Source organism: Paenirhizobium naphthalenivorans (assembly GCF_007992095.1).
Classification (GTDB): Bacteria; Pseudomonadota; Alphaproteobacteria; order Rhizobiales; family Rhizobiaceae; genus Allorhizobium; species Allorhizobium naphthalenivorans.
Map to the genome: position 1 here is coordinate 371,384 of NZ_BJZP01000001.1, position 22,108 is coordinate 393,491.

At 60.6% G+C, this 22,108-nt stretch carries 20 protein-coding genes, 1 tRNA gene and 1 pseudogene; 13 read left to right on the plus strand and 9 right to left on the minus strand.

What is annotated here, in order from left to right:
- The first annotated feature begins 43 nt into the window (after window positions 1-43).
- The gene (uvrB, locus tag RNA01_RS01735; RefSeq protein ID WP_147178210.1) at window positions 44-3,007 is read left to right on the plus strand and encodes an excinuclease ABC subunit UvrB; all 2,964 of its coding nucleotides are present in this window, start codon (window positions 44-46) and stop codon (window positions 3,005-3,007) included.
- Window positions 3,008-3,239: 232 nt separating this feature from the next.
- On the opposite strand, the gene RNA01_RS01740 is transcribed toward uvrB, so the two are convergent.
- Window positions 3,240-4,748, minus strand: coding sequence for an anti-phage dCTP deaminase (locus RNA01_RS01740; protein WP_147178211.1), 1,509 nt, complete (start codon window positions 4,746-4,748; stop codon window positions 3,240-3,242).
- Between the two features lie 1,371 nt (window positions 4,749-6,119).
- On the opposite strand from RNA01_RS01740, the gene RNA01_RS01745 reads away from it, so the two are divergent.
- Entirely contained in the window at window positions 6,120-6,692 is a 573-nt protein-coding gene (locus RNA01_RS01745) for a hypothetical protein (RefSeq protein ID WP_147178212.1), read from the plus strand.
- 122 nt (window positions 6,693-6,814) lie between these two features.
- Here the strand turns inward: RNA01_RS01745 and RNA01_RS01750 are convergent, their stop codons facing one another.
- Window positions 6,815-7,432 (minus strand): J domain-containing protein, encoded by a 618-nt coding sequence (locus RNA01_RS01750; RefSeq protein ID WP_147178213.1) that lies wholly within the window; start codon window positions 7,430-7,432, stop codon window positions 6,815-6,817.
- 442 nt (window positions 7,433-7,874) lie between these two features.
- On the opposite strand from RNA01_RS01750, the gene RNA01_RS01755 reads away from it, so the two are divergent.
- Window positions 7,875-8,087 (plus strand): cold-shock protein, encoded by a 213-nt coding sequence (locus tag RNA01_RS01755; RefSeq protein WP_147178214.1) that lies wholly within the window; start codon window positions 7,875-7,877, stop codon window positions 8,085-8,087.
- A 209-nt stretch (window positions 8,088-8,296) separates the two neighbouring features.
- On the opposite strand, the gene dusA is transcribed toward RNA01_RS01755, so the two are convergent.
- The 4 genes from dusA to RNA01_RS01775 form a co-directional block, all read right to left on the minus strand.
- Window positions 8,297-9,334, minus strand: a complete 1,038-nt coding sequence (dusA, locus tag RNA01_RS01760) for a tRNA dihydrouridine(20/20a) synthase DusA (protein WP_147178215.1) — start codon at window positions 9,332-9,334, stop codon at window positions 8,297-8,299.
- A 112-nt stretch (window positions 9,335-9,446) separates the two neighbouring features.
- Window positions 9,447-9,884 carry a DUF1489 family protein gene (locus RNA01_RS01765; RefSeq protein WP_147178216.1) on the minus strand — a complete coding sequence of 146 codons (438 nt, stop codon included), beginning with the start codon at window positions 9,882-9,884 and terminating at the stop codon, window positions 9,447-9,449.
- A gap of 63 nt (window positions 9,885-9,947) precedes the next feature.
- Window positions 9,948-11,348 (minus strand): L-serine ammonia-lyase, encoded by a 1,401-nt coding sequence (locus RNA01_RS01770; RefSeq protein WP_147178217.1) that lies wholly within the window; start codon window positions 11,346-11,348, stop codon window positions 9,948-9,950.
- A 172-nt stretch (window positions 11,349-11,520) separates the two neighbouring features.
- Entirely contained in the window at window positions 11,521-11,847 is a 327-nt protein-coding gene (locus RNA01_RS01775; protein ID WP_147178218.1) for a hypothetical protein, read from the minus strand.
- 80 nt (window positions 11,848-11,927) lie between these two features.
- Between RNA01_RS01775 and RNA01_RS01780 the strand changes: the two genes are divergently transcribed.
- From RNA01_RS01780 to RNA01_RS01790, 3 genes are all read left to right on the plus strand, one after another.
- Entirely contained in the window at window positions 11,928-12,626 is a 699-nt protein-coding gene (locus RNA01_RS01780; protein WP_147178219.1) for a DUF599 domain-containing protein, read from the plus strand.
- Between the two features lie 65 nt (window positions 12,627-12,691).
- A complete protein-coding gene (locus tag RNA01_RS01785) occupies window positions 12,692-13,663 on the plus strand; it encodes a heparan-alpha-glucosaminide N-acetyltransferase (protein ID WP_235916354.1) in 972 nt (323 codons plus the stop codon).
- Window positions 13,664-13,675: 12 nt separating this feature from the next.
- The gene (locus RNA01_RS01790; RefSeq protein WP_147178221.1) at window positions 13,676-14,152 is read left to right on the plus strand and encodes a methyltransferase family protein; all 477 of its coding nucleotides are present in this window, start codon (window positions 13,676-13,678) and stop codon (window positions 14,150-14,152) included.
- Window positions 14,153-14,170: 18 nt separating this feature from the next.
- On the opposite strand, the gene RNA01_RS01795 is transcribed toward RNA01_RS01790, so the two are convergent.
- Both RNA01_RS01795 and mgtE read right to left on the minus strand, forming a co-directional pair.
- A complete protein-coding gene (locus RNA01_RS01795) occupies window positions 14,171-14,557 on the minus strand; it encodes a MerR family transcriptional regulator (RefSeq protein WP_147178222.1) in 387 nt (128 codons plus the stop codon).
- A gap of 67 nt (window positions 14,558-14,624) precedes the next feature.
- Window positions 14,625-16,043, minus strand: a complete 1,419-nt coding sequence (mgtE, locus tag RNA01_RS01800; protein ID WP_147178223.1) for a magnesium transporter — start codon at window positions 16,041-16,043, stop codon at window positions 14,625-14,627.
- Between the two features lie 210 nt (window positions 16,044-16,253).
- On the opposite strand from mgtE, the gene RNA01_RS01805 reads away from it, so the two are divergent.
- Window positions 16,254-16,748: a peptide deformylase gene (locus tag RNA01_RS01805; protein WP_147178224.1), complete on the plus strand. Its 495-nt coding sequence runs from the start codon at window positions 16,254-16,256 to the stop codon at window positions 16,746-16,748.
- A 310-nt stretch (window positions 16,749-17,058) separates the two neighbouring features.
- Here RNA01_RS01805 and RNA01_RS01810 read toward each other — a convergent pair.
- Window positions 17,059-17,143 (minus strand) — tRNA-Leu (locus RNA01_RS01810).
- A gap of 190 nt (window positions 17,144-17,333) precedes the next feature.
- On the opposite strand from RNA01_RS01810, the gene lipB reads away from it, so the two are divergent.
- The 6 genes and pseudogenes from lipB to RNA01_RS23600 all read left to right on the plus strand — a co-directional run.
- Window positions 17,334-18,083, plus strand: coding sequence for a lipoyl(octanoyl) transferase LipB (gene lipB / locus RNA01_RS01815; protein WP_147178225.1), 750 nt, complete (start codon window positions 17,334-17,336; stop codon window positions 18,081-18,083).
- An 88-nt stretch (window positions 18,084-18,171) separates the two neighbouring features.
- Window positions 18,172-19,098: a DMT family transporter gene (locus tag RNA01_RS01820; RefSeq protein WP_147178226.1), complete on the plus strand. Its 927-nt coding sequence runs from the start codon at window positions 18,172-18,174 to the stop codon at window positions 19,096-19,098.
- 105 nt (window positions 19,099-19,203) lie between these two features.
- Window positions 19,204-19,911, plus strand: coding sequence for a hypothetical protein (locus RNA01_RS01825; protein WP_147178227.1), 708 nt, complete (start codon window positions 19,204-19,206; stop codon window positions 19,909-19,911).
- A 43-nt stretch (window positions 19,912-19,954) separates the two neighbouring features.
- Complete coding sequence (locus RNA01_RS01830) at window positions 19,955-21,238, plus strand: zinc metalloprotease (RefSeq protein ID WP_147178228.1); 1,284 nt, start codon at window positions 19,955-19,957, stop codon at window positions 21,236-21,238.
- A 43-nt stretch (window positions 21,239-21,281) separates the two neighbouring features.
- A complete protein-coding gene (locus tag RNA01_RS01835; protein WP_147178229.1) occupies window positions 21,282-21,902 on the plus strand; it encodes a GNAT family N-acetyltransferase in 621 nt (206 codons plus the stop codon).
- A gap of 116 nt (window positions 21,903-22,018) precedes the next feature.
- A pseudogene (locus RNA01_RS23600) lies at window positions 22,019-22,108 on the plus strand (GNAT family N-acetyltransferase); the annotation flags it as partial.

Genomic DNA, 22,108 nt, shown 5'->3' on the forward strand with positions numbered 1-22,108 from the left:
GCGCCCCCTTCCCTTTGCCGGGGGGATTCTCCATATTCGCGCCATGGCCAAGACACCGAAAAACCCATCCGCCCCCTCCGGTTTCGAGGAGGCTCCCCAGGCATCGTTTGAAGGCGCTCCGCTGTCCGGTTCCGGTTCGGTGGCCGACTGGGTGAAGCAGCTCGAGGCGGAGGCGGAGGCGGCCTCGGTCGAGACCCAGCGCGAGATCGCCTCCAAGGCCGGCAAGCACCGCAAGAAGATCGAGATCGAGGCGCGCCGGCAGTCCGAGAAGGTCGCCGCGGAGAAGACCGCCGCCAGCCGCAAGGCCGCCGGCCCCACATCCGGCCGCTCGTCGCGCGGCACGTCGATGGGCGCCTCCTCCGATCCGAAGACCCGCGCCGCCGCCGGTCTCAATCCGGTCGCCGGCATGGACACCTCGCTGGAGGACGCCCAGAGCCTCGCGCCCGGCGCCGTCACGGCCACCGTCGAGGCTTTGTCCTCGCTGATCGAAAGCGGCAATCCGCTGTTCAAGGACGGCAAGATCTGGACGCCGCACCGCCCGGCCCGGCCGGAGAAATCCGAGGGCGGCATCGCCATCCGCATGGTCTCAGACTACGAGCCCGCCGGCGACCAGCCGACCGCGATCAAGGACCTCGTCGAAGGGCTCGAGAACGACGACCGCACCCAGGTTCTGCTCGGCGTCACCGGCTCGGGCAAGACCTTCACCATGGCCAAGGTGATCGAGGCGACCCAGCGCCCGGCGGTCATCCTGGCTCCGAACAAGACGCTCGCCGCCCAGCTCTATTCCGAGTTCAAGAGCTTCTTCCCCGACAATGCGGTGGAATATTTCGTCTCCTATTACGACTATTACCAGCCGGAAGCCTATGTGCCGCGCTCGGATACCTTCATCGAGAAGGAGAGCTCGATCAACGAACAGATCGACCGCATGCGCCACGCCGCCACCCGCGCCATCCTCGAGCGCGACGACTGCATCATCATCGCCTCGGTCTCCTGCATCTACGGTATCGGCTCGGTCGAGACCTATACCGCCATGACCTTCCAGATGTCGGTCGGCGACCGGCTCGACCAGCGGCAATTGCTCGCCGACCTCGTCGCCCAGCAGTACAAGCGCCAGGACATCAATTTCGTCCGCGGCTCGTTCCGGGTGCGCGGCGACACCATCGAGATCTTCCCCGCCCACCTTGAGGATGCCGCCTGGCGCATCTCCATGTTCGGCGACGAGATCGACGCCATCACCGAATTCGATCCCCTGACCGGCAAGAAGACCGGCGACCTCAAATCGGTGAAGATCTACGCCAACTCCCACTACGTCACCCCGCGCCCGACGCTGAACGGCGCCATCAAGGCGATCAAGGAGGAGTTGAAGATCCGCCTGGCCGAGCTGGAAAAGGCCGGCCGCCTGCTCGAAGCCCAGCGCCTCGAACAGCGCACCCGCTACGACGTCGAGATGATGGAGGCGACCGGCTCCTGCGCCGGCATCGAGAACTATTCGCGCTATCTGACCGGCCGCAAGCCCGGCGAGCCGCCGCCGACGCTGTTTGAATACATCCCCGACAACGCCCTTCTGTTCATCGACGAGAGCCATGTCTCCATCTCCCAGATCGGCGGCATGTACCGGGGCGACTTCCGCCGCAAGGCGACGCTGGCCGAATACGGGTTCCGCCTGCCGTCGTGCATGGACAACCGGCCGCTGCGCTTCGAGGAATGGGACGCCATGCGCCCGCAGACCATCGCCGTCTCGGCCACGCCGGCCAAATGGGAGATGGAACAGGCCGGTGGCGTCTTCGCCGAACAGGTCATCCGCCCGACCGGCCTGATCGACCCGCCGGTCGAGATCCGCCCGGCCAAGTCCCAGGTCGACGACGTGCTCGGCGAAATCCGCGAAACCGCCCTCAAGGGCTACCGCACGCTGGTCACCGTGCTGACCAAGCGCATGGCCGAGGACCTCACCGAATACCTGCACGAACAGGGCGTGCGCGTCCGCTACATGCACTCCGACATCGACACGCTGGAGCGCATCGAGATCATCCGCGATCTGCGGCTCGGCGCCTTCGACGTGCTGGTCGGCATCAACCTGCTGCGCGAGGGCCTCGACATTCCCGAATGCGGCTTCGTCGCCATCCTCGATGCCGACAAGGAAGGTTTTCTGCGCTCGGAGACCTCGCTCATCCAGACCATCGGCCGCGCCGCCAGAAACGTCGACGGCAAGGTCATCCTTTACGCCGACCAGATCACCGGCTCGATGCAGCGCGCCATGGACGAGACCGCGCGCCGCCGCGAGAAGCAGACCGCCTATAACATCGAGCACGGCATCACGCCGGAATCGGTCAAGCGCAACATTTCCGATATTCTCGACTCGGTCTACGAGAAGGACCATGTCCGCGCCGATATTTCCGGCGTCGCCGGCAAGGGCTTCGCCGATGGCGGCCATCTGGTGGGCGCCAACCTCCAGGCCCATCTCAACGCGCTGGAAAAGCAGATGCGCGACGCCGCAGCCGACCTCGACTTCGAGGCCGCCGCCCGCCTGCGCGACGAGATCAAGCGTCTGAAAGCCGTCGAACTGGCCGCCATGGACGATCCGATGGCCCGGCAGGAGGCGAAAGCGCTGGAAGGCGCGAGGGGAAATGGAAAAGGCCAGCCGAAAGCGCTGGAGGGCGGCCATAAGGAGGAGACTTCGGACGCCGGCGCCTCCTACTTCGCCAAACCGAGCCTCGACGACATGGGCCCCGGCACCGACATGGCCCGGCCGCTGTTCCGAAAGAACACCCTGGACGAGATGACCGTCGGCCGCACGGAAAAGCCGGTCCCCGGCGAACTGCCGCAAAAGCCGAAGCCATCGGCGGGCTCGACCGACTCTCTTTCCCCTGTGGGCAGCGTTGGCGAGGGGAAATCCGACGACCCCCGCCCCCTGATCCGCGCCAAACCCGGCGCCGGCTCTTACGAGGACGCCGGCGACGTCAAGCGCAAGCCCCGCACCAAGGGCAAGACGGGGCGTCCGGGACGGTAAAGCAGGGGCTCTTATACCTTTGTCGGCACTTGTGAGCGGTGGAAGCCTGCCAAGCCTTGAAGAAATTGACATCAGCAACGGCAACCACAACCACTACAGAGGACCGCATAAATCAATACCAAGGATAATGGAAGCAACACTTTCGAGTAAGAGGATTTCAATGCAAAGTTATTGGTGCCGTCTCACTCAATATACTTAAAAATTTTCCAGTTAGGAAAATTATATCCTCTTATTATTGCTTATCTACAGATGCGCCGATAGACAGCTGAGAGATGATACTCGAGTCTTCGTTTTCAATGTATGAGGCCGTTCGATCTTCGATCATAGGCTGTGGATCCCCGTAATACCAATCCTCACGCCTCCCGGCACTCGTTTTGCGAGAACGCTTTTCAAATATGTCTCGATATCTTCGTGGAGAAATCCCGGAAAATGGACGAAAAAGAACTTTCTTATCAGACATATCGTCTTCAAATGTAATTGAGTCAGAATTCAGCTCCACAGCGTAACTCTTTGGATACGGCTCAAGATATGTAAGCATCTTTATACCCGAAGAGACGATATGTTTCGCACACATATGACAAGGGAACGTTGTGCAATACATAACAGAATTTTTGATAGAGGTTCCCAGCCGAGACGCATCAGTAATCGCGGACATTTCAGCGTGAATCATTCGACCAAATTCTATAATATCCATAACCTGAGACTCTCTGATCTTCTTATTCTTCAATATCGTTCTAAGCTTTTCGACAGCATTACTTTTAGAATTCAACTCATCCGAGAGGAATCCGGCATCACTCATTCGATCAACAAGGTCGTAGAGAATCTGTATCTTGCGCGACTGATTAGCGTCCTTTCCACGTTCAAAATCCCGCTGCGCGGTCTCTCCATCTTCAGTCCAGTACGTCCCTCCAAATGGCTTTGGGACTTCATTGCAGCCCATAGCCAAGACCTCCCCGGACTCCGAAAATATAGAAGCACCTACTTGCCGGGAAAGATCGATAGAGCGAAGAGAAGCCGCTGCAGCAGTGTACATTCCGTACTCGGTCTTTGTTGGGGATTTTCCATTATGTCCGAAAAACGCCTGAAAAAACCGTTGCAGGGTCTCATCTATGTACCTACTATTCGTTCCGTAGACAAACACATCACCAAGATGGTAAATATTTGAAATCTTCTGACCAAAACTACCTAGTCCCTCATCGAAATCCTTCTTAATCAAATCAATAGCTTGCTTTTCGCAGTCATCTTTATCTCTTAACGCCTCATCAAAATCTTTTATCTTGTTGGATATCTCCTCCCGCCTTTCTTTTTCCGATGCAGAAATAGATATTTGTATAAATTTCCGTCCGTACGTCTTCCGCATCAGCTCTATTTCTTCAGGTCTCTTGAATTGTCTAATTATATAGGCGTGCTCCAACGCAGGCTTATCTACATTGCCAGTTATTTTTTCCCTCTCATTTCTAATTCGTGCAACAGCCAATGCCGCCAGCGCAGCTGAGCTATCAGCCAATCGGCACACCTCATTCGCATACGCAATCAGTGAGTGATACTTACCGCTGAACGAATTCTCATCTATACTGATGTTAGTATTGATTTCTTTCATTAATTCGGTAATTCGGAGTGGTACAGCCTTGTAGCCAACATGCTGCAATTCGCGGATTATTACTGCTTGAACATAGTCAAGATCGACACCGATCGGCCCCACCAATCCAATAAACAGTTCCGGCTTATTCACGTCGCTCATCGTTTCTCTCGCAGCAAAAAATGTTGATAATTTGTGAACGTCGCTGGAAATAAAGCATTAGGTAGATCAGGGATTTCTCGCTAATATTTGCTGAGTCTCAGCAACCTTTGGTGGAGGGAATATTGGCAAAAAATCCCAGTGTAGTAAAGGATGCCCATAGCGATACGGAAGTTGAAGACACGGAACGGGGATGGTTGAGGGTGCAGCTCTGCGTTGCGGCAAGGAATTTAAGCAGTCGCCCAGTCGAACGCCGTGGACCATTCCAAATTAGCGATCAACTTATAGATGACCTCAACGAGAAGTTCCTGATTAAGGGCTAATTTCTCGCCCAGAATATATTATAGGCACTACATAGGTAGTGCCTTTTTTTTGAGAAAAACCTAACTAACTTATTTTGTATTTTTCGCCAAATGCAGCCGCAGCAAGTTTCGATTCTGACAGGCATGTTAATTGGGTTGGCCGCCATAGGCATACTTGCCAGAAACGGCCTTCACCACCTCTCCCCAGTGGATCAAAATGTTCTGCAGATAACCTGAATCCACGTGGGCGCTATGATCCATCACTTGCTTGCGACACAACAAGTCGCGCCACCTCCCTTTCAAACTTTACTCATCTAGTGATGGAAAAAAATTTGTGTTTTTCCAACAAAGTCAACACCACCCCCACTATTTCATCCCCATTCCCTCACCCTGTGCCTACACTGTTCCCGTCCCGCCCTCGGATACACCGGGTGTGCGTGCTCGGCGAGGCGGGACCGGCGCTGGAGGGTTTGGGCGATCGCAGGCCTGACCGTCCGGGGTTCGCGGAAAATGGTCTCCCTTCGGCGACGTGGGGACGAAAGCAACGGTATCGGACCAGCCGTCTTTCGTCAGCCCTGATGGCGCGCCGGATGTGCCTGTGAGGCACGAAGGGCGGCGACAGTCGAGGGTGGTGCGGGCGTCCGGCCGGAACAGTTCCGGCGCCCGCAGACGGCGAAGGTCGAGACTCCGCGCGCTTTTGTCAGGCGCGTAGACAGGGCCGAAGACACCACGCCGGAAGCGTGCGTTCCCCCGGGGCGATCAGGCCCGGCCAGTCGCGGGGCCAGTCGCGGGGCCCGTCAAGGGACATATCCCGGCGACAGGAACCGGGGAACGGGCGCACCTGAAACATCCCTCCAACGGCCGCGCGAGAGAGACCCAGGTCGCGGGCAAAAACCGCCGAACGGGGCGCCCAAGGTGCCACATACAAAAACAAAACAGAGGCAGCTTCGGCGCCCCGTCCGTACCAGAAATTTTTCCGAGATCGCCAAGGGGTCGGTGCGCCCGCCGCCCGCCCCGCCCGCAACCGGACCCCGAGCTTGACCCGAGCCGGCCCAAACGGAAGAGGATGACCATGCCCCTTGCCCCCATCGCCACCTGTCCCCACACCCGGTCCGACGCCCGAGCCGATAACGGGACCGATAACAGGTCCGATACCACACAGGGCGCCCGCAATGACGCCGACAAAGACGTTACAAGCGCCGCCGGCGCCGATGCGGCGGTTGGCGCCGCCGCCGAATCCGAGAAGGAAGCCGGCAGGGACGACGGCCTCGCCCGCTTGCTGCTGATGCGATACACGGCGGAAATGCTCGCCATGCCGCATCACGTCTGCACCTATCGCAACTGCCGGCGCGGTCTGGCCTGTCGCTGGATCGACACCGACAACGACGCCCCCTCCTGTCTGGTGCTGCTCGATCCGGCCGAACGGCAGGTCTACGACGCGCTGGCCGGCGTGGTGCTTGGCGCCGCCCGGCTAGGCCCGAAGGTGGAGCCCGGCTCCGGCCCCGAGGCCTGGGAACTCTGGTCGGCCGGCTTGGAGATCATCCTTGTCTACCTGCGGAAAATGCCCCGCCGCCGCCATCGCCCCAGGGGGCGGCCGAAGGGTGGGCACAGAGCTGGGGCCCACCCCCGCGGAGAATTGCCGTGAGACGGGCGCGGTTTGGCAAGATGTGTCACGGTGCCGGACGGGCGGGCGTGGATGAAGGGGCTGGACCGCGAGCGGCAAACGTTCGGCGGACCGCGCGCTTGCCCGTCCGACGGTGCGCCGCCCTATTCCGCCGCCTCGGCGTCCGGCTTGGCGATCGCCGCCTTGTCGAGCTCGTAGGAATAGCCCTCGAGCATGACATAGGCCCGCTCGATCGCGGCGATCTGGGTTTCGGCGGCCTTGATCGCCTCGGTGATCGACTGCGCCCGCGCCCGCAGCATCGACCCCAGCACATCGGCCTCCGGCCGCCGGCCGATGCGGTCGGCGTGCTGGCGCACCCTTGTGCGGTGGCGTTCCAGCTCGAGAATGTGGAAGCGGGCCTTGAGCTGATCATCTGTCAGCTTGCGGCGCAAGCCGGCCACCGGGTCGAAACTGCCCGGCTCGCGCTCGTCGAGGATCATCTCGTTGACCAGCGTCTCGAGCATCATCAGGCCCTTGAGGTCGGTGGCGTCGGCCAGCTGCGGGTCGTAGCCGGTGTCGTCATAGACCTTGCGCCGCACCGGGTCCTTCAGCAGCTCGTAGGAGGCGTTCAGCCGGGCGAAGGCGTCGAGTTCGCCGCCGGCGTCGGGATGGGCAGTCTTGGCCAGTTTGCGATAGGCGGCCTTGATCGCCGCCTCGTCGGCGTCGCGTTCCAGTCCGAGCAATTGGTATGGATCGATCACGGCGGCAGCTGTCCTTGGCATATCTTCATTGGCGCCCGCTTGGTTGGTAAAGCGTCCGGGCCCCGGCTTCAAGTCGCAAGGCGGCTTGTCCAAAGAATGGCGAGGCGCGGCCGGGGAGCGCTTCGCATTCCACCAAACAGGAAGTATGCGATCTATAGCACCCCCTCAAATCTTAATGGATTCAGCCGCTTGCCGATATTTCTCTCTCATTCCGCGCGTTTTTCGCCCTTGCCATCGACAAAAAAAGGCCTTACGAATAAGGCCGTTCGGGCACTAATGATCCCGGAGACTGGACCGATTGTGACGACCGCCCTGCGGTCTTGGGGGCTTACTCCCGCTGGTAGACGTTCTTTCCCCGTTATCGCGACTTCCGACTAGCTCTTCCCTCGGAAGGGCATGCCGCCCTCTCTTCCGGCTCGCCGGGCGCGGGGAAACCAAACACAAGGGATAAAGGAACTCTCCCATGGCCACCAAAGGCACCGTAAAATTCTTCAACCAGGACAAGGGCTTCGGCTTCATCACCCCGGAAGGCGGCGCGAAGGACGTATTCGTCCACATCTCAGCTCTGCAGGCTTCCGGCATCCAGACGCTCCGCGATGGTCAGGAAGTATCGTTCGACACCGAGCCGGACCGCATGGGCAAGGGCCCGAAGGCTGTCAACATCCAGGCTTTCTGAGCCCTTTCGCCGCCCGGCGATGATTTTTCAAACGGCGCTCCTCGGGGCGCCGTTTCTCGTTGCGGCAAGTGCCAACTCCCGCAAGGGTTATCACCTAACCTTACGGAAGGTACAAACACCCTCCCCGCAGTCAAAAACCGCGGCAAAATTCCGCCGATAGCGGTGCATCGCAAGGTCCCGGCTCGGGGCACGGGCCGACGCAGGATCGCTCAGACCGCCGCCCGTTGTGCCTCAGCCAGGCTCTGCACCTTCGGCCCGCCGGCGATGTCGACAGCGGCGAAGGCCTCGGCGATGATCTGCGGCCCGGCGGTCGGCTTGGTGGCGTCGGAGAGGATCTGCCGATAGCGCCGCGCGCCGGCAAAGCCCTGGAACAGGCCGACCATGTGACGGGTCACATGATTCAGCCGCCCGCCCCCGGCGATGACGCCTTCGGCATAGGCGATCATCGTGTCCCGCACGGCATCCCAGTCGGGCGCCTTCGGGACATCGCCGTAGATCTTTTCGTCGACCTCGGTCAAAAGCGTCGCATTATGGTAGCTTGCCCGACCGAGCATCACGCCGTCCATCACCTCGAGATGAGCGCGCGCCTTGTCGAGCGTGTCGATGCCGCCGTTGATCCCAAGGAAAACACCGGGGTTCTCCCGTTTCATTCGGTAAACAAGCTCATAGTCGAGCGGCGGAACGTCGCGGTTCTCCTTCGGCGACAACCCCTGGAGCCAGGCCTTGCGCGCGTGGATCCAGATCGCGTCAGCGCCGGCCGAAACCATGCGCGCGAGGAAATCCGGCAACACAGTCTCGGGCCGCTGGTCATCGACGCCGATCCGGCACTTCACCGTGACCGGTACGGTCGAGACCGCCTTCATCGCCGTGACACAGGCCGCCACCGTCGCCGGCTCGCGCATCAGGCAAGCGCCGAACGTGCCGGACTGCACCCGGTCGGACGGGCAGCCAACATTGAGGTTAATCTCGTCATAACCGTAATCCGCCGCAATCCGTACGGCCTCGGCAAGCTTCGCCGGATCCGATCCACCAAGCTGCAACGCCACCGGATGCTCCTCCCATGAAAAGCCCAGCAAGCGGTCGCGAGACCCGTGAATGATCGCATCGGCTACGACCATTTCGGTGAAAAGAAGGGCGCGGGCACTCAACTGCCGGAGGAAAAACCGGCAATGCCGATCGGTCCAGTCGATCATCGGGGCGACGGCGAAAATTCTCGCCCCCGAGCTATAGAGTGGTGCTATCGTCATGCGGCGTCAGATAGCGTTGTGGGGCATGGCACGCAAGGGGGTCGGGTTTCCGGGCCGGCACTTTGAAAACTGAAGCGCGACAGACGGTCAAAACGACCTACCGTCCCATCACTCACAATAGCCCGAGTTCGGCCAGTTCGCGCTTCAGATCTTCCGGCATTTCCTCGATATTGGCGCCCGAGGCGTTGAGATCGCGCGGGGCGGAAGCGGGGTCGAGGTAGCGCCAGCCTTGGAACGGGCGCCGGGGCGCCGGGGCCGTCTCGATCACTTCGGGCCCGAGGATCAGCTCGCAACGGGTGATGCCATCGCCGCCGGTGAAGGTCTTGATGTCGAGCAGCTTTTGGCGGGCGGCGACCTGGCCCTTGATCACCCAGTAGAGCGAGCCACCATCGAGCAATTCATCTGCCCGCTTCGGCACCATGCGCGTCACATGGCTCGACTGCGGCTCGAGTCCGGCAGCAACTGCTACCAGCGCGCGCTCGGCCACCCATTCGCGAAGATCGGCGAGACTGTCAGCGCCGACGCAGAGCTTGATCATATGCAGTGTCATGGCACCGGTGATAAGCTGCCAGCAGCCGGCGTCAAGGGCAAAGCAACGTCCCCGGCCTCGCCGTCAACATTCCACCACGTTGACGGCGAGGCCGCCGAGCGAGGTTTCCTTGTATTTCTCGCTCATGTCATTGCCAGTTTGACGCATCGTCTCGATGCAGGCGTCGAGCGGTACGAAATGCAGACCATCGCCCTTGAGCGCCAGCGAGGCGGCGGTCACCGCCTTGACGGCGCCCAGCGCGTTGCGTTCGATGCAGGGCACCTGGACGAGACCGGCGACCGGGTCGCAGGTCATGCCCAGATGATGTTCCAGCGCGATTTCGGCGGCGTTCTCGATCTGCTCCGGGCTGCCGCCCATCACGGCCGCAAGTCCTGCCGCCGCCATGGCCGAGGCAGAGCCCACCTCGCCCTGACAGCCGACCTCGGCGCCGGAGATCGAAGCATTGTGCTTTATGATGCCGCCGACGGCGGCGGCGGTGAGCAGGTAGTCGCGGATGCCGTCCTGATCCGCGTCTGGATGGAAATGCAGATAATAGCGGATGGTCGCCGGCACGACGCCTGCGGCACCGTTGGTCGGCGCGGTCACGACCCGGCCGCCGGCGGCATTCTCCTCATTGACGGCCATGGCGTAGACGGAGAGCCAGTCATTGGCGAGTAGCGGGTTCTGCCTGTTCGAGCGCCATTCCTCCTGCAACTGGTCGTGGATCGAGCGTGCACGGCGGCGGACATTCAAACCGCCCGGCAGTTTGCCGTCCTGCTTCAGGCCACGATCGATGCAGCCACTCATCGCGTCCCAAATGCGGTCGAGTCCTGCATTCAGTGCATTGCGATCCATAACCGCTTCCTCGTTGGCGCGCTTCATCTGAGCGATGGTGAGACCGGAGCTGCGGGCCATGTCGAGCATTTGCTTCGCCGAGGCGAAGGGATAGGGCACCTTGTGGCTGAACGCCACCTTCTTGGCCTTCTGCATGGCCAAAAGCTCGGTGTCGGTGACCACGAAACCGCCGCCAATCGAATAGTAGATCGTCGTCAGCAGCACCCGCCCGTCCTTGTCGAGCGCCGAAAGCCGCATGCCGTTGGCATGGCCCTTGAGCGGCACCTTCTTATCGAAGACAAGGTCCTCGGCCGGATTGAAATGATAGGCGGGATGGCCGGGAGGAGAGACTTTGTGGTTTCGCTCTACCGCGGCGACGATATCGTCCATACGGTCGGGGTCGATCCTGTCGGGCGCCTCGCCCGTCAGGCCGATGATCACCGCCCTGCCAGTGCCATGACCGATCCCGGTATAGGCGAGCGAGCCGTGCAAGCTGGCCTTCAGCGCGACAACCCGCGCGCCGTGCGGCCGCGGCCACTTGTCCGAGGCGATCAGATCGAGAAAGCGGTTGGCCGCCGTCATCGGCCCCATCGTATGGGAACTCGACGGACCCACACCGATCTTGAAAACATCGAAAACCGAAAGAAACATGCCGCTTTACCGCCTCCAGGCTGATTTGCCTCACGCTAGAGCAACATGCTTAGCGAATGCGGCGGCGAACCGACATCTTTTTTCATCGACGCGACATTGCCGATCCGCAGAAACGACAACAGCGCGGGCTTGGAACCCGCGCTGCCTGAAACCGTAGCCGTTCGATTACGGATCAGATACTGCCAAAGAGATAGGCCAGGCACAAAATCCCGGCAAATCCGACCAGAGCACGAACCGTAACGCCCCAGCAGGATTTCTGGATGCTGTCTTCCATGAAGACTCCATTTTGACCATTGTTGGCAGAAAGCCGTCCCCCGACCGCTTCCATGCGAACCGATTTATTAAAATTCGCGCCCGTTCGCAACTGCAAAAATGGCGAAAGCAAGGCGTCCGCACCAAAGGAGCCACGCGGCAATCGAACACACACATGCCTTTTCAATAACTTATGGAGCTTTTCTTGCAGGTCATTGCTCCAAAAGAATGCCCCGTTTCGATCCAAGGCTTTACACCTTGGTTAATTCGCTTGTGGATAACATGCCAATTTCGCATAAAAAGACAGCCCATTGAGTCGGAGTCGCCATGACAATTCTCGACTATCTCGCGCTCTGCCTTTTCGGCCTGCTGTGGTTCGCCTTCTCCTGGATCACAGGACAGGGGCGGATCTTTTCCCGTACCAGCCTGACCCAGGCCATGGCGGAGCGTCGACGTCAGTGGATCCTGAATTCGCTCGGCCGCGACCTCAAGATGATCGACACGCAGATTCTCTCCGGGCTACAGAACGGAACGGCCTTCTTCGCCTCGACCTCGATCTTCGCCATTGGTGGCTGCTTCGCCCTGCTCGGCCAGACTGATCAGGTGGACGCGATCCTGAAAGACCTCCCATTCGTCGCCCAGGGCGGGCGGGCGACCTTCGAGATCAAGATCTTCTTCCTGGCCGCTATCCTGGGCTATTCCTTCTTCAAGTTCGGCTGGTCGTACCGGCTGTTCAACTATTGCACCATCCTGTTTGGGGCCCTGCCCATGACGGCCGAGGCGCACCGGGATCCGGAGGGCGCAGCCAGAGCCGCCGAACTGACCATCCGTATGAACATCATCGCCGCCGGCCATTTCAACGCGGGCCTGCGCGCGCTCTTCATGTCGATCGGCTATCTCGGTTGGTTCGCCAGCCCCTACCTGTTCATTGGAACCTCGCTCACCGTCTTCTTCGTTCTCCTGCGGCGGCAGTTCTTCTCCGAGGCGCGCCTCGCCCTGTTGGAGACGTCACAACACTCGCCATGAAATAGTCGCCTTTGCGCGGTCTGGCAGATGCGTATCATGACATGGCAGGACGAAAGGAGCGCGCGGTGGCTGCTGATCCAGAGACGAGTGAAAAGCCGGCGGTGAAGCCTAGGCGGATCGAGGCACTGGATGCGGCACGGGGCCTCGCCCTCATCGCCATGGCCACCTACCATTTCACCTGGGATTTCGAGTTTTTTGGTTATCTCGATCCAGGGACGGCAACCCACGGCTGGCTCAAACTCTATGCCCGGGTCATCGCGTCGTCCTTCCTGTTCCTCGCCGGCTTCAGCCTGGTGCTGGCGCAATATCCGGTTCTGAAACCCCGATCCTTCGCCAAGCGGCTCGCCGTGATCGTCGCGGCCGCCCTGGCAATCACCTTGGCCACGGCGATCGCTATGCCTGACGGATTGATCTTCTTCGGCATATTGCATGCGATCGCCGCCGCCAGCCTGATCGGGCTTGCGTTCCTGCGTCTGCCACCCGTGCTGACGCTTCTCGCCGCCGCCGGTGCCATCGCCCTGCCCGACTCCTACCGCTCGGAGATCTTCGACGCGCCGGCTCTGCTGTTCGTTGGCCTTTCCGAGCACCTGCCGCGCTCGAACGACTATGTGCCGCTGTTTCCATGGATCGGCGCGCTACTGATCGGGATTGCGACGGCGCGGATCGCCATGGCCCGAGGCTGGCTGGTCAGGCTGGCGCACGTACCGGCTGGCCCAGGTTGGCTCAGGTTGGCCGGCCGCAACAGCCTTCTCGTTTACCTCGTGCACCAGCCTCTGTTGATCGCGGTGGTTTTCATGATCTCGATCATAGCACCGCCACAAAAAGCGGATCCTATACAGTCCTATCTGGCGAGTTGTGAAAGCGCTTGCCTGGCCGAGGGTTCGGATGCGGGGCTCTGCACTCGCTTCTGTGCCTGCACGCTCGACCGGCTGCAGCAGCAGTCGCTTCTCGCACCGCTCCAGTCTGGCGCAATCTTGCCGGACAAGGATGCGCGAATACTAGAGCTTGCGCGTGAATGTTCGGCCATCAGTCAATGACAGGACCTGATCATGAATGCCTATAGGTTGAAGCCCCTCACCTTTCCCTGGCCACCCGTTTTGTACGGCCTGGCCATCCTCTTCGCCTTGCTGGCCGACCGCTTCGTCGGCATCCTTCCTTCAGTGATGCCGAACGGCTATCTGTTCTATGCGATCGGCGCGCTATTGGTCGCCACCGCGCTGTCTCTCGACCTCTGGGCGATCAAGACGCTGGTCGATTATCGCACCACGGTCATGCCGCATCGCGGCGCGCAACGGCTGGTGACCAGCGGTCCGTTCCGTTACAGCCGGAATCCGATCTATCTGGGCTATACGCTGATCACGCTCGCGATCGGCTTCCTGACCGGCAGCGCCTGGTTCTTCGTCGCAGCCATCTCGGCGGCAATCGTCACCACTGTCATCGCCATCCGCAAGGAAGAGATGCATCTGCTGGCGCGGTTCGGTATCGACTTCGAGCAGTATTGCCAGCGCACGCGGCGCTGGATCTGAGGCGTGATCGACGGCGGATCAGCTGCCGACGCCGATTTCTACAAGCCGGGTCAGGCAGGCCTCTTCGGCCTGATCAAGTTCGGCAAGCGTCTCTTCGATATCGCGCCGCTTCTGCCGCAGGTCGTCGCGCTTTTCGTCGATCTTCTTCATCATCAGCTTCAGCTGACCGATCTCACCCGGCGGTTCCTTGTAAACGTGGACTATTTCCCGGATTTCGGCTACGGTAAAGCCGATCCGCCGGCCGCGCAGAATTTCTTGCAGCAGATGCCGGTCAGCCGCGCGATAGAGACGCGTGCGACCGCGACGCTCCGGATGGAGCAGCCCTTCGTCTTCGTAGAAACGAAGCGTGCGGGTCGAGACTCCGAATTCGCGCGTCAGTTCAGTTATACTATAATGCTTCTTCACAACCGTTCCGATTCATTTGGGAAACGGCATAATATTGACTTTTACGTATAAGTCAATTTTTGCGCTGTCAGTGCAGGGTAAACCACCAGGTCGCCAAGCCAAGAAAAGCGAAAAAGCCGGTAATGTCGGTGACTGCGGTAACGAAAACGGCCGAGGAAACCGCCGGGTCGGCGCCGACCTTGTCGAGTAGCAAAGGGATCAAAATGCCGGCGACGGCGGCGGCGAACATGTTGATCAGCATGGCCGTGGCGATGATGCCACCGATGTTGACATCATGAAACCAGAAACCGGCGATGACCCCGATCAGGACGCCGAAGACCATGCCATTGAGCAGGCCGACACCCGCCTCTCGTCGCACGACTCGCCAAGCGTTGTGGATGTCGAGGTCGCGGGTGGCAAGCGCCCGCACCGAAACGGTCATGGTCTGCGAGCCGGCATTGCCGCCCATGCCCGCGACGATCGGCATCAGAACGGCGAGCGCGACGATTTCCTGGATCGTGGCCTCAAACAGCGAGATCACCGAGGCGGCGAGGAAGGCGGTCAGCAGATTGACCAGCAGCCAGGGAATACGCGAACGTGAGGTTTCGCGGATGCTGTCCGACAGCTCTTCGTCGCCGACACCACCGAGACGCATCAGGTCTTCCTCGGCCTCCTCCTGGATCACGTCGACCACGTCGTCAATGGTCAGCACGCCGACCAGCCGCTCGTTCTCGTCGACGACGGCGGCCGACAGAAGGTCGTATTGCTCGAACAGCTGGGCCGCCTCCTCCTGGTCCATTTCGGCCGGGATCGGATGACTCGTCTCGCGCATGATCGTCTCGATCTTCACCTGCCGCTTGGTGCGCAGGATTCGATCGAGATCGACGGTGCCGAGTAATTTGAAGGTCGGGTCGATGACAAAGATCTGGGTGAAGGTCTCGGGCAGCCCCTCCTCGTCGCGCATGTAGTCGATCGTCTGTCCGACCGTCCAGAAGGGCGGCACGGCAACGAACTCCGTCTGCATACGGCGACCAGCCGAGCTTTCCGGATAGTCGAGCGCACGCCGCAGCCGGACGCGTTCGGTGAACGGCAGTTGCGCGAGGATCTCCTCGCGGTCCTCATGATCAAGGTCCTCGAGAATGTAGACGGCGTCATCCGAATCGAGATCGCCAATTGCCGCAGCGATCTGGGCGTTCGGCAGGTGCTCGACAATCTGCAGTCGGATCGCCTCGTCCACCTCGGTCAGCGCCGTCAGATCGAAGTCGTCGCCGAGCAGGAGAACGAGCGCGATGCGCTGGTCCGGCTGCAGCGCCTCGATCAGATCGCCCAGTTCCGATTCGTGCAGTCGCGCGACATGCTGACGCAGGAAAAGAAGGTCTCGATCGGCAATCGCCGCACCGACCATGGCGCGGAAATCGGTGCGGATCGAGCCATCCTCGGCGTAAACGTCTTCCTGGCTCTCTTCAGGATGAGCGCGAACGAGAATATCTTCGCCGGTCTCGGTCATGCTGCGCCCTCACCGTTCCAAATCCTATGCCGGCTTTCCCGCCGCCGAGGAGAATGGCGGTGGAAAATGCTTTGTCAACAATCGCCTAGCGGATTTCATCGGTCGATATGCAATTGCGAACAGTTCCTGCTAACCTAAGGACGAAGCGCGGTCCAGCCTTGATTAGCCTGTCGCTTTGCCGGTCTGTCCCGCCCGCCGCAAGAGGTATCCGTGAGCCTTCGTCCGATCATTCGTTTTCCCGATCCCGCATTGAAAACCATCTGCCTGGCCGTCGAGGAATTCGACACCGGTCTACGCCAGCTTGTCGATGATCTTTATGACACCATGCGGGCGGCGCCAGGCGTCGGAATCACCGCCTCGCATATCGGCGTGGCGCTCAGAGTCGTCGTGCTCGACCTCGCAGAAATTGGCGGACGGCGCGACTACGTCAACCCGGAGATCCTCTGGTTCTCGCCCGAGACCATGGAACATACCGAAGGCAGCGTCTCCATGCCCGGCGCGACGGAAACAGTGACGCGGCCGCGCGCCATCGACATCCGCTACCGCGATCTCGATGGGGCCGTGCGCGAGGAACGACTGGAGGGCTTTCCCGCCATCTGTATGCAACACGAGGTCGATCAGCTTGACGGCCTGTTCTGGCTACAACGCCTCTCCAAACTGAAGCGCGACCGGCTGGTGAAGAAGTGGGAAAAGAGCAGCAGGTAACCGACGCGGTCGCCAGAAACAGACGAACCCCACCCTTCATGTTCGTTTAGCTGACGAAATCGGAAGGTACGGGGCATGGCCGTCTCACGACCGGCACGTATAAAGGTGCTGGTCGCCAGCGGTGTGGAGATGAGTTATGCCGGTGCTGGGCGTAGATGGCGCGACGCAGGTGCGCAGCCTCGTCCCAACCATGGGGAGACACCCCTATCACGCGCGATAGAGATTGAACCAGCTTGATGGCGAACCGCGGAAACGACAAAGCCGGCTGCCTTTCGGCGAGCCGGCTTTCGTATTCTTCCCAAAGGAAGAATGGTGCGGTCGAGAAGACTCGAACTTCCACGTCTTGCGACACAGCGACCTCAACGCTGCGCGTCTACCAATTCCGCCACGACCGCATCTTGGTAGCGCCGAATTGCTCCGGCGGGGCTGCATGTAGCAAAAGCATTTGGGGTGCACAAGGGCATGATGACAGTTTTTTGAGATTTCCCCAAACGGCCTGTGCATGCCCTCGCCGGGCACTATGCCGCAGCCCTTGAAGTCCCGGGATTTTCTTGCCAAGTAGAAGGAAAATGAGGGCTTTTCCCGATGCAGCGCACCGACCTTTCAATCGAGATGTTTCCACAGCCCGGCTCTGCGCCGGTGCGTTGGCGTATCTCGGACACTCTTGTTCCCTATGAAGAGGCCGTGGCCGAAATGGAGCGTCAGGTCGCCGCGATCGCCAATGGCGAGGCCGACGAACTCGTCTGGCTGCTCGAACACCCGCCCCTCTATACCGCCGGCACCAGCGCTGATTCCGCCGACCTGATCGATCCGGAGCGTTTCCCGGTGTTTGCGACAGGCCGGGGTGGCGAATACACCTATCACGGGCCTGGCCAGCGGGTCGCATACGTGATGATCGACCTGAAACGTCGGCGCCAGGACGTGCGCGCCTATGTGGCCGCGCTCGAAGAGGTGGTGATCCGCACACTCGAGAAGATGAACGTTACGGGCGAACGGCGCGAGGACCGGGTCGGCGTGTGGGTACGCCGCCCTGAAAAACCGAGGATTGCCGACGGCTCGATGGCCGAGGACAAAATCGCAGCGCTTGGCATCAGACTCCGCCGCTGGGTGAGCTTCCATGGACTGTCGATCAATGTCGATCCGGACCTCTCGCACTTCTCCGGCATCGTGCCTTGCGGAATCAGCGACCATGGCGTGACGAGTCTGGTCGACCTGGGACAACTGGTGATGATGACCGATGTCGACGTCAGGCTGCGCGAGGCCTTTGAAGAGGTCTTCGGGCCGACCGTGCGCGATGAGGGTGCCCAGTCAGATGGCATAGGTGCCGACGTATAGGACCTGCTACTGTACCACGCCCCGATCAAGCGGGCTTGATCGACTCTCGGACAAGTGCTTGGTGAACGCTTTAGCGAGAACAGCGACCATGTCCGACAGACAAGCCACCGGGACCGACGACACGATCAAGGGCATGGCGCTCATGGCTGGCTGCATGCTGGTCCTGCCCTTCATGGACGCGATCGCCAAGTATATGGCCAATGTCGAGGGCATGTCGCCCGGCCAGGTAAATTTCTACCGCTTCTTCTTCCAGGTCGTCTGCATCGTGCCGTTCCTTCTCGCCGCGCAAGGATGGAGCGCGCTTTCGGCCAAACGACCGGGCCTCAACCTCTTGCGCGGCGTCCTGCACGGCGCGGCGAGTCTGATGTTCTTCACCGCGGTCAAATACATGCCGCTCGCCGACGTCTTCGCCATTTATTTCGTCGAGCCATTCATCCTCACGGCGCTCTCGGCGATCTTCCTTGGCGAAAAGGTCGGCTGGCGGCGGTGGCTGGCGATCGCGGTCGGCTTCGGCGGCGCCATGATTGTCATCCAGCCAAGCTACGCCATCTTCGGCCTGACCTCGCTCCTGCCGGTCGCATGCGCCTTCCTCTACGCGCTCTACATGTTTCTCAACCGCGCCATCGGCGAGGCCGACTCCCCCGTCACCATGCAGACCATGGCCGGTATCGGCGGCACATTGTTCATGGGCGCCGTGCTGTATGGCGGTCAGGCGGCGGGACAGGCGGATTTCGCCATGTCCCTGCCTTCCAGCTGGCTCGCGCTCGGCCTTCTCGTCATCCTCGGCTCAATATCGGGCTATGCCCACCTCATCGTCGTCCGCGCCTTCCGCATGGCGCCGCTATCGGTCCTGGCACCATTCCAGTATTTCGAGATCATAGCGGCCACGGTTCTCGGCTACGCGCTATTCGGCGACTTTCCGACTGTGTCAAAATGGGGCGGCATCCTGATCATCGTCGGCTCAGGACTGTTCATTCTCTGGCGCGAAAGGCGCAGGGCCGCAGAAAGGCGATAATTCTAACAATGACGGTAAACCGGCACTAACCCTCTCTCTTGGCGGAAAAGCAAGATTTGCCGGTTAACACTTCTCCCAGTTTCATGATGAAACAGGGATAGAAAGATGAGCGATTATCGGCTCTCTTTTCCGGCATGTGTCGTCGCCGGGAAGATCAGGCTGTCCGCCGAGGACATGCTGCTATTGCGGAAATATACCTTCCCGGAGGGTATCAAGACGTCCGACGATGTCGTGACGCTTCTGACGCTCGACGCGTGCTGTCCGGAGAAATGCCCGCAGTGGCGCGACTATTTCGTCGAGCAACTTGCGCACTTTATCGTCCATCACTGCTATCCGATCGGTTCACTCGACGAGATCAACGTCGACTGGCTGCGCCAGGTTTTGTGCGAAGATGGCGTGCTTGCCAGCGAGATCGCCCTTGAAACGGTGCTGCACGTCATGGATATCACCCGGTTTGTGCCGCTCTCGTTGACGCTTCTGATGCTCGATCAGTTGCGAGTAGCGCTTGAGGAACAGCGGGGCGCCTACGCCGCAAGGCGGACGGCCGGCCGCGCCATCGGCCCGGACGACATGGCGTTCATCAAGCGTGTTCTCCGAGACAGACAGGAACCGGGAGAACCGGCCCTCTCACCTGCCACGATCGCCACCCTGGAAGCACTTGACCGGGCGACATCGCCGCGCCCGGCAGAATGGCATGGCGCGGCTGGATCGGCCGACCACCTGCGAAATGGCAAGACTCCCCCGCTCGAACAGCCGCGCCGCTGGCTGCAGGTGCCGGACTCCTTTTTCCTCCAGGATGAGATGGTGGCATGAGCAGCGACGGCCCTCCTCTACAGCCTCGGAATTAAGGCGCGAAATGACGACCTTTCAAGCCGCCGTCATCCTCCTTGGAATCAATCTCGGCCTGATCTGGCTGCTGATGGCGGCGCCGCTTGGCGTGCGCACGCTTCGGGTCATTCGCAAACTGGACAGGCGACCGGAAGAACTGTGGAATATAGCGCGCCACGGCGGCGGACTTGCCGACTGGCATCCGGCGATCGCGTCGGTCAGGCGGATCGATGGCCTGCCGGATCGTCTTGAGTTGCTCCTTCGCGATCCCGACCATAGCGGTCAACCGATCGTACGGACCTTGGCAATCGACCGGACCGGGGTTACGGCGGAAGGCGAATTCTCGTGCGACCTCAGGATCGTCGCCGACAGCGCGCTCGACGCGGAATTCTGGTCCCGGTATCGGGAAGTACGCCGTGTCTGCCCCGCCGACGGAGGCTCAACCGTCATGATCGAACAGACCGACAATTATAGAGGCCTCGGCTCTCTGCTCTATCGCTATCTGCTGCTCGGCCGCGAAATGACAGCGCTGGAGAATCATCTTAACGGCAGGGTTCGGACGACGAACGGGAGACTGGCTCATGCGTTCATCCAAGCCGCACTCGCGGCGCTATCGACCCTGCTGCTCTGGCCCTTCTTTGGCCTAGACCGTAACGGTCTGATGATATCGACCTTCCTCACGCTGGTGATCGTCTTCCACGAACTCGGCCACATGGTTGCCTTCCGTGCCTTCGGCCATGCCAGCACGCGGATGATCTTCGTGCCCCTGCTCGGTGGCATCGCGATCGGCGGGCGCCCCTATGACAGCCGCTTCGAGGTCGCCACATGCGCGCTGATGGGAGCTGGCGTATCCGCCTTTATCGTGCCGATCCTGATTGCCATCCAGGAGGCGGCGGAGAGCGGTGCTTTGCCGGAAAGTGCTTCGGCGCCTCTTCTGGTGCTGCTCCTCATTCTTTCGGCCTTCAACCTGCTCAACCTACTGCCAACGCACCGATTCGATGGTGGTCAGGTGTTGCGCCAGCTCTTTCCCAGCCAAACCGCGCTGGCGCTTTCCACCTTCACCGTTACCGCTGCGATCGTCTGGACCGGATGGCGGATAGGACTGTCGCCCCAGATATTGATCGCTGGCCTTGCTGTCTTTTCTCTGCTCAGCCTGATCCGGAGCCGGAAGATCAAGCCGCATCACAGCTTGACGCCGATGACGGCGCAACAGCGGCTACTGACCGGATTCGGCCTGTGTGCGGCGCTTGCCATCCATGCCGGGGGCATCATCCATGCGGCCGAGCGCTTGTTCACAGCATCTCCGCTCTGACTGCCCCTTGACACCGGTTTAATGACCGGCTCCAAAGGCGGTCATGGATACCGAGAACACTTCCCTCCCGAACGGCTATTCGGCCGTGCCCGCCGGCAAGATTGCCAATGTTGTCACTTGCCTCGAAATGCTGGAAAAGCCGCCGGCCAAAACTGTGCGTGCTCCAGAGACAGGACTGAGCGTTGAACGCTGGGAAAATCCCGATCTCGGCGAATATCGCGCCCTGTTTCGGGCGGTCGGCGAGGAATGGATGTGGTTGTCGCGACTGGTCATGCCGGACGAAAAACTAAGCGCGATCCTGTCCGAGCCGGACGTTGATATCTACACGCTGAAGGACGGGAGGCGGCGCGTCGGCCTGCTTGAGCTGGACTTCCGCACGCTTGGCGAATGCGAGCTTGTCTTCTGCGGCCTCGTCTCCGATGCCATCGGACAAGGCGCGGGGCGCGCTCTGATGAACGCCGCGATCGATAGGGCCTGGGAACGGCCGATCAAGCGTTTCTGGCTCCATACATGTCATTTCGACCACCCCGGTGCCATTGCCTTCTACCAGCGCTCCGGTTTCAGGCCCTACGCATCGATGGTCGAAGTGACCGACGACCCGCGTCTCACCGGGCAGATGCGCCGCGATGCGGCCAAACATGTGCCGCTGATCGAGCCGCGCTGAGTTTAGTCAATCCCATTGTCTTTTGATTGCGCGCGGCCTCAAGCCCGCGCGACCTCTTGAGACTGTTTCGCCCGCTGTGCGAAGATCAGCACCACAACCGAACAACGGAGAGCCCCATGGACGTTCGCGCCGCCGTAGCCGTACAGGCTGGAAAACCACTGGAAATCATGACCGTGCAGCTCGAAGGCCCGCGGGCCGGCGAGGTA

What these genes read in the sequence shown, in the direction of transcription:
- RNA01_RS01830 (WP_147178228.1), top strand. Translation starts at nt 19,955, where the DNA reads ATGACGACCTTTCAAGCCGCCGTCATCCTCCTTGGAATCAATCTCGGC.
- RNA01_RS01755 (WP_147178214.1), top strand. Translation starts at nt 7,875, where the DNA reads ATGGCCACCAAAGGCACCGTAAAATTCTTCAACCAGGACAAGGGCTTC.
- RNA01_RS01750 (WP_147178213.1), bottom strand. Translation starts at nt 7,432, where the DNA reads ATGCCAAGGACAGCTGCCGCCGTGATCGATCCATACCAATTGCTCGGA.
- RNA01_RS01820 (WP_147178226.1), top strand. Translation starts at nt 18,172, where the DNA reads ATGTCCGACAGACAAGCCACCGGGACCGACGACACGATCAAGGGCATG.
- dusA (WP_147178215.1), bottom strand. Translation starts at nt 9,334, where the DNA reads ATGACGATAGCACCACTCTATAGCTCGGGGGCGAGAATTTTCGCCGTC.
- uvrB (WP_147178210.1), top strand. Translation starts at nt 44, where the DNA reads ATGGCCAAGACACCGAAAAACCCATCCGCCCCCTCCGGTTTCGAGGAG.
- mgtE (WP_147178223.1), bottom strand. Translation starts at nt 16,043, where the DNA reads ATGACCGAGACCGGCGAAGATATTCTCGTTCGCGCTCATCCTGAAGAG.
- RNA01_RS01745 (WP_147178212.1), top strand. Translation starts at nt 6,120, where the DNA reads ATGCCCCTTGCCCCCATCGCCACCTGTCCCCACACCCGGTCCGACGCC.
- RNA01_RS01825 (WP_147178227.1), top strand. Translation starts at nt 19,204, where the DNA reads ATGAGCGATTATCGGCTCTCTTTTCCGGCATGTGTCGTCGCCGGGAAG.
- RNA01_RS01835 (WP_147178229.1), top strand. Translation starts at nt 21,282, where the DNA reads ATGGATACCGAGAACACTTCCCTCCCGAACGGCTATTCGGCCGTGCCC.
- RNA01_RS01780 (WP_147178219.1), top strand. Translation starts at nt 11,928, where the DNA reads ATGACAATTCTCGACTATCTCGCGCTCTGCCTTTTCGGCCTGCTGTGG.
- RNA01_RS01740 (WP_147178211.1), bottom strand. Translation starts at nt 4,748, where the DNA reads ATGAGCGACGTGAATAAGCCGGAACTGTTTATTGGATTGGTGGGGCCG.
- RNA01_RS01770 (WP_147178217.1), bottom strand. Translation starts at nt 11,348, where the DNA reads ATGTTTCTTTCGGTTTTCGATGTTTTCAAGATCGGTGTGGGTCCGTCG.
- RNA01_RS01765 (WP_147178216.1), bottom strand. Translation starts at nt 9,884, where the DNA reads ATGACACTGCATATGATCAAGCTCTGCGTCGGCGCTGACAGTCTCGCC.
- RNA01_RS01790 (WP_147178221.1), top strand. Translation starts at nt 13,676, where the DNA reads ATGAATGCCTATAGGTTGAAGCCCCTCACCTTTCCCTGGCCACCCGTT.
- lipB (WP_147178225.1), top strand. Translation starts at nt 17,334, where the DNA reads ATGCAGCGCACCGACCTTTCAATCGAGATGTTTCCACAGCCCGGCTCT.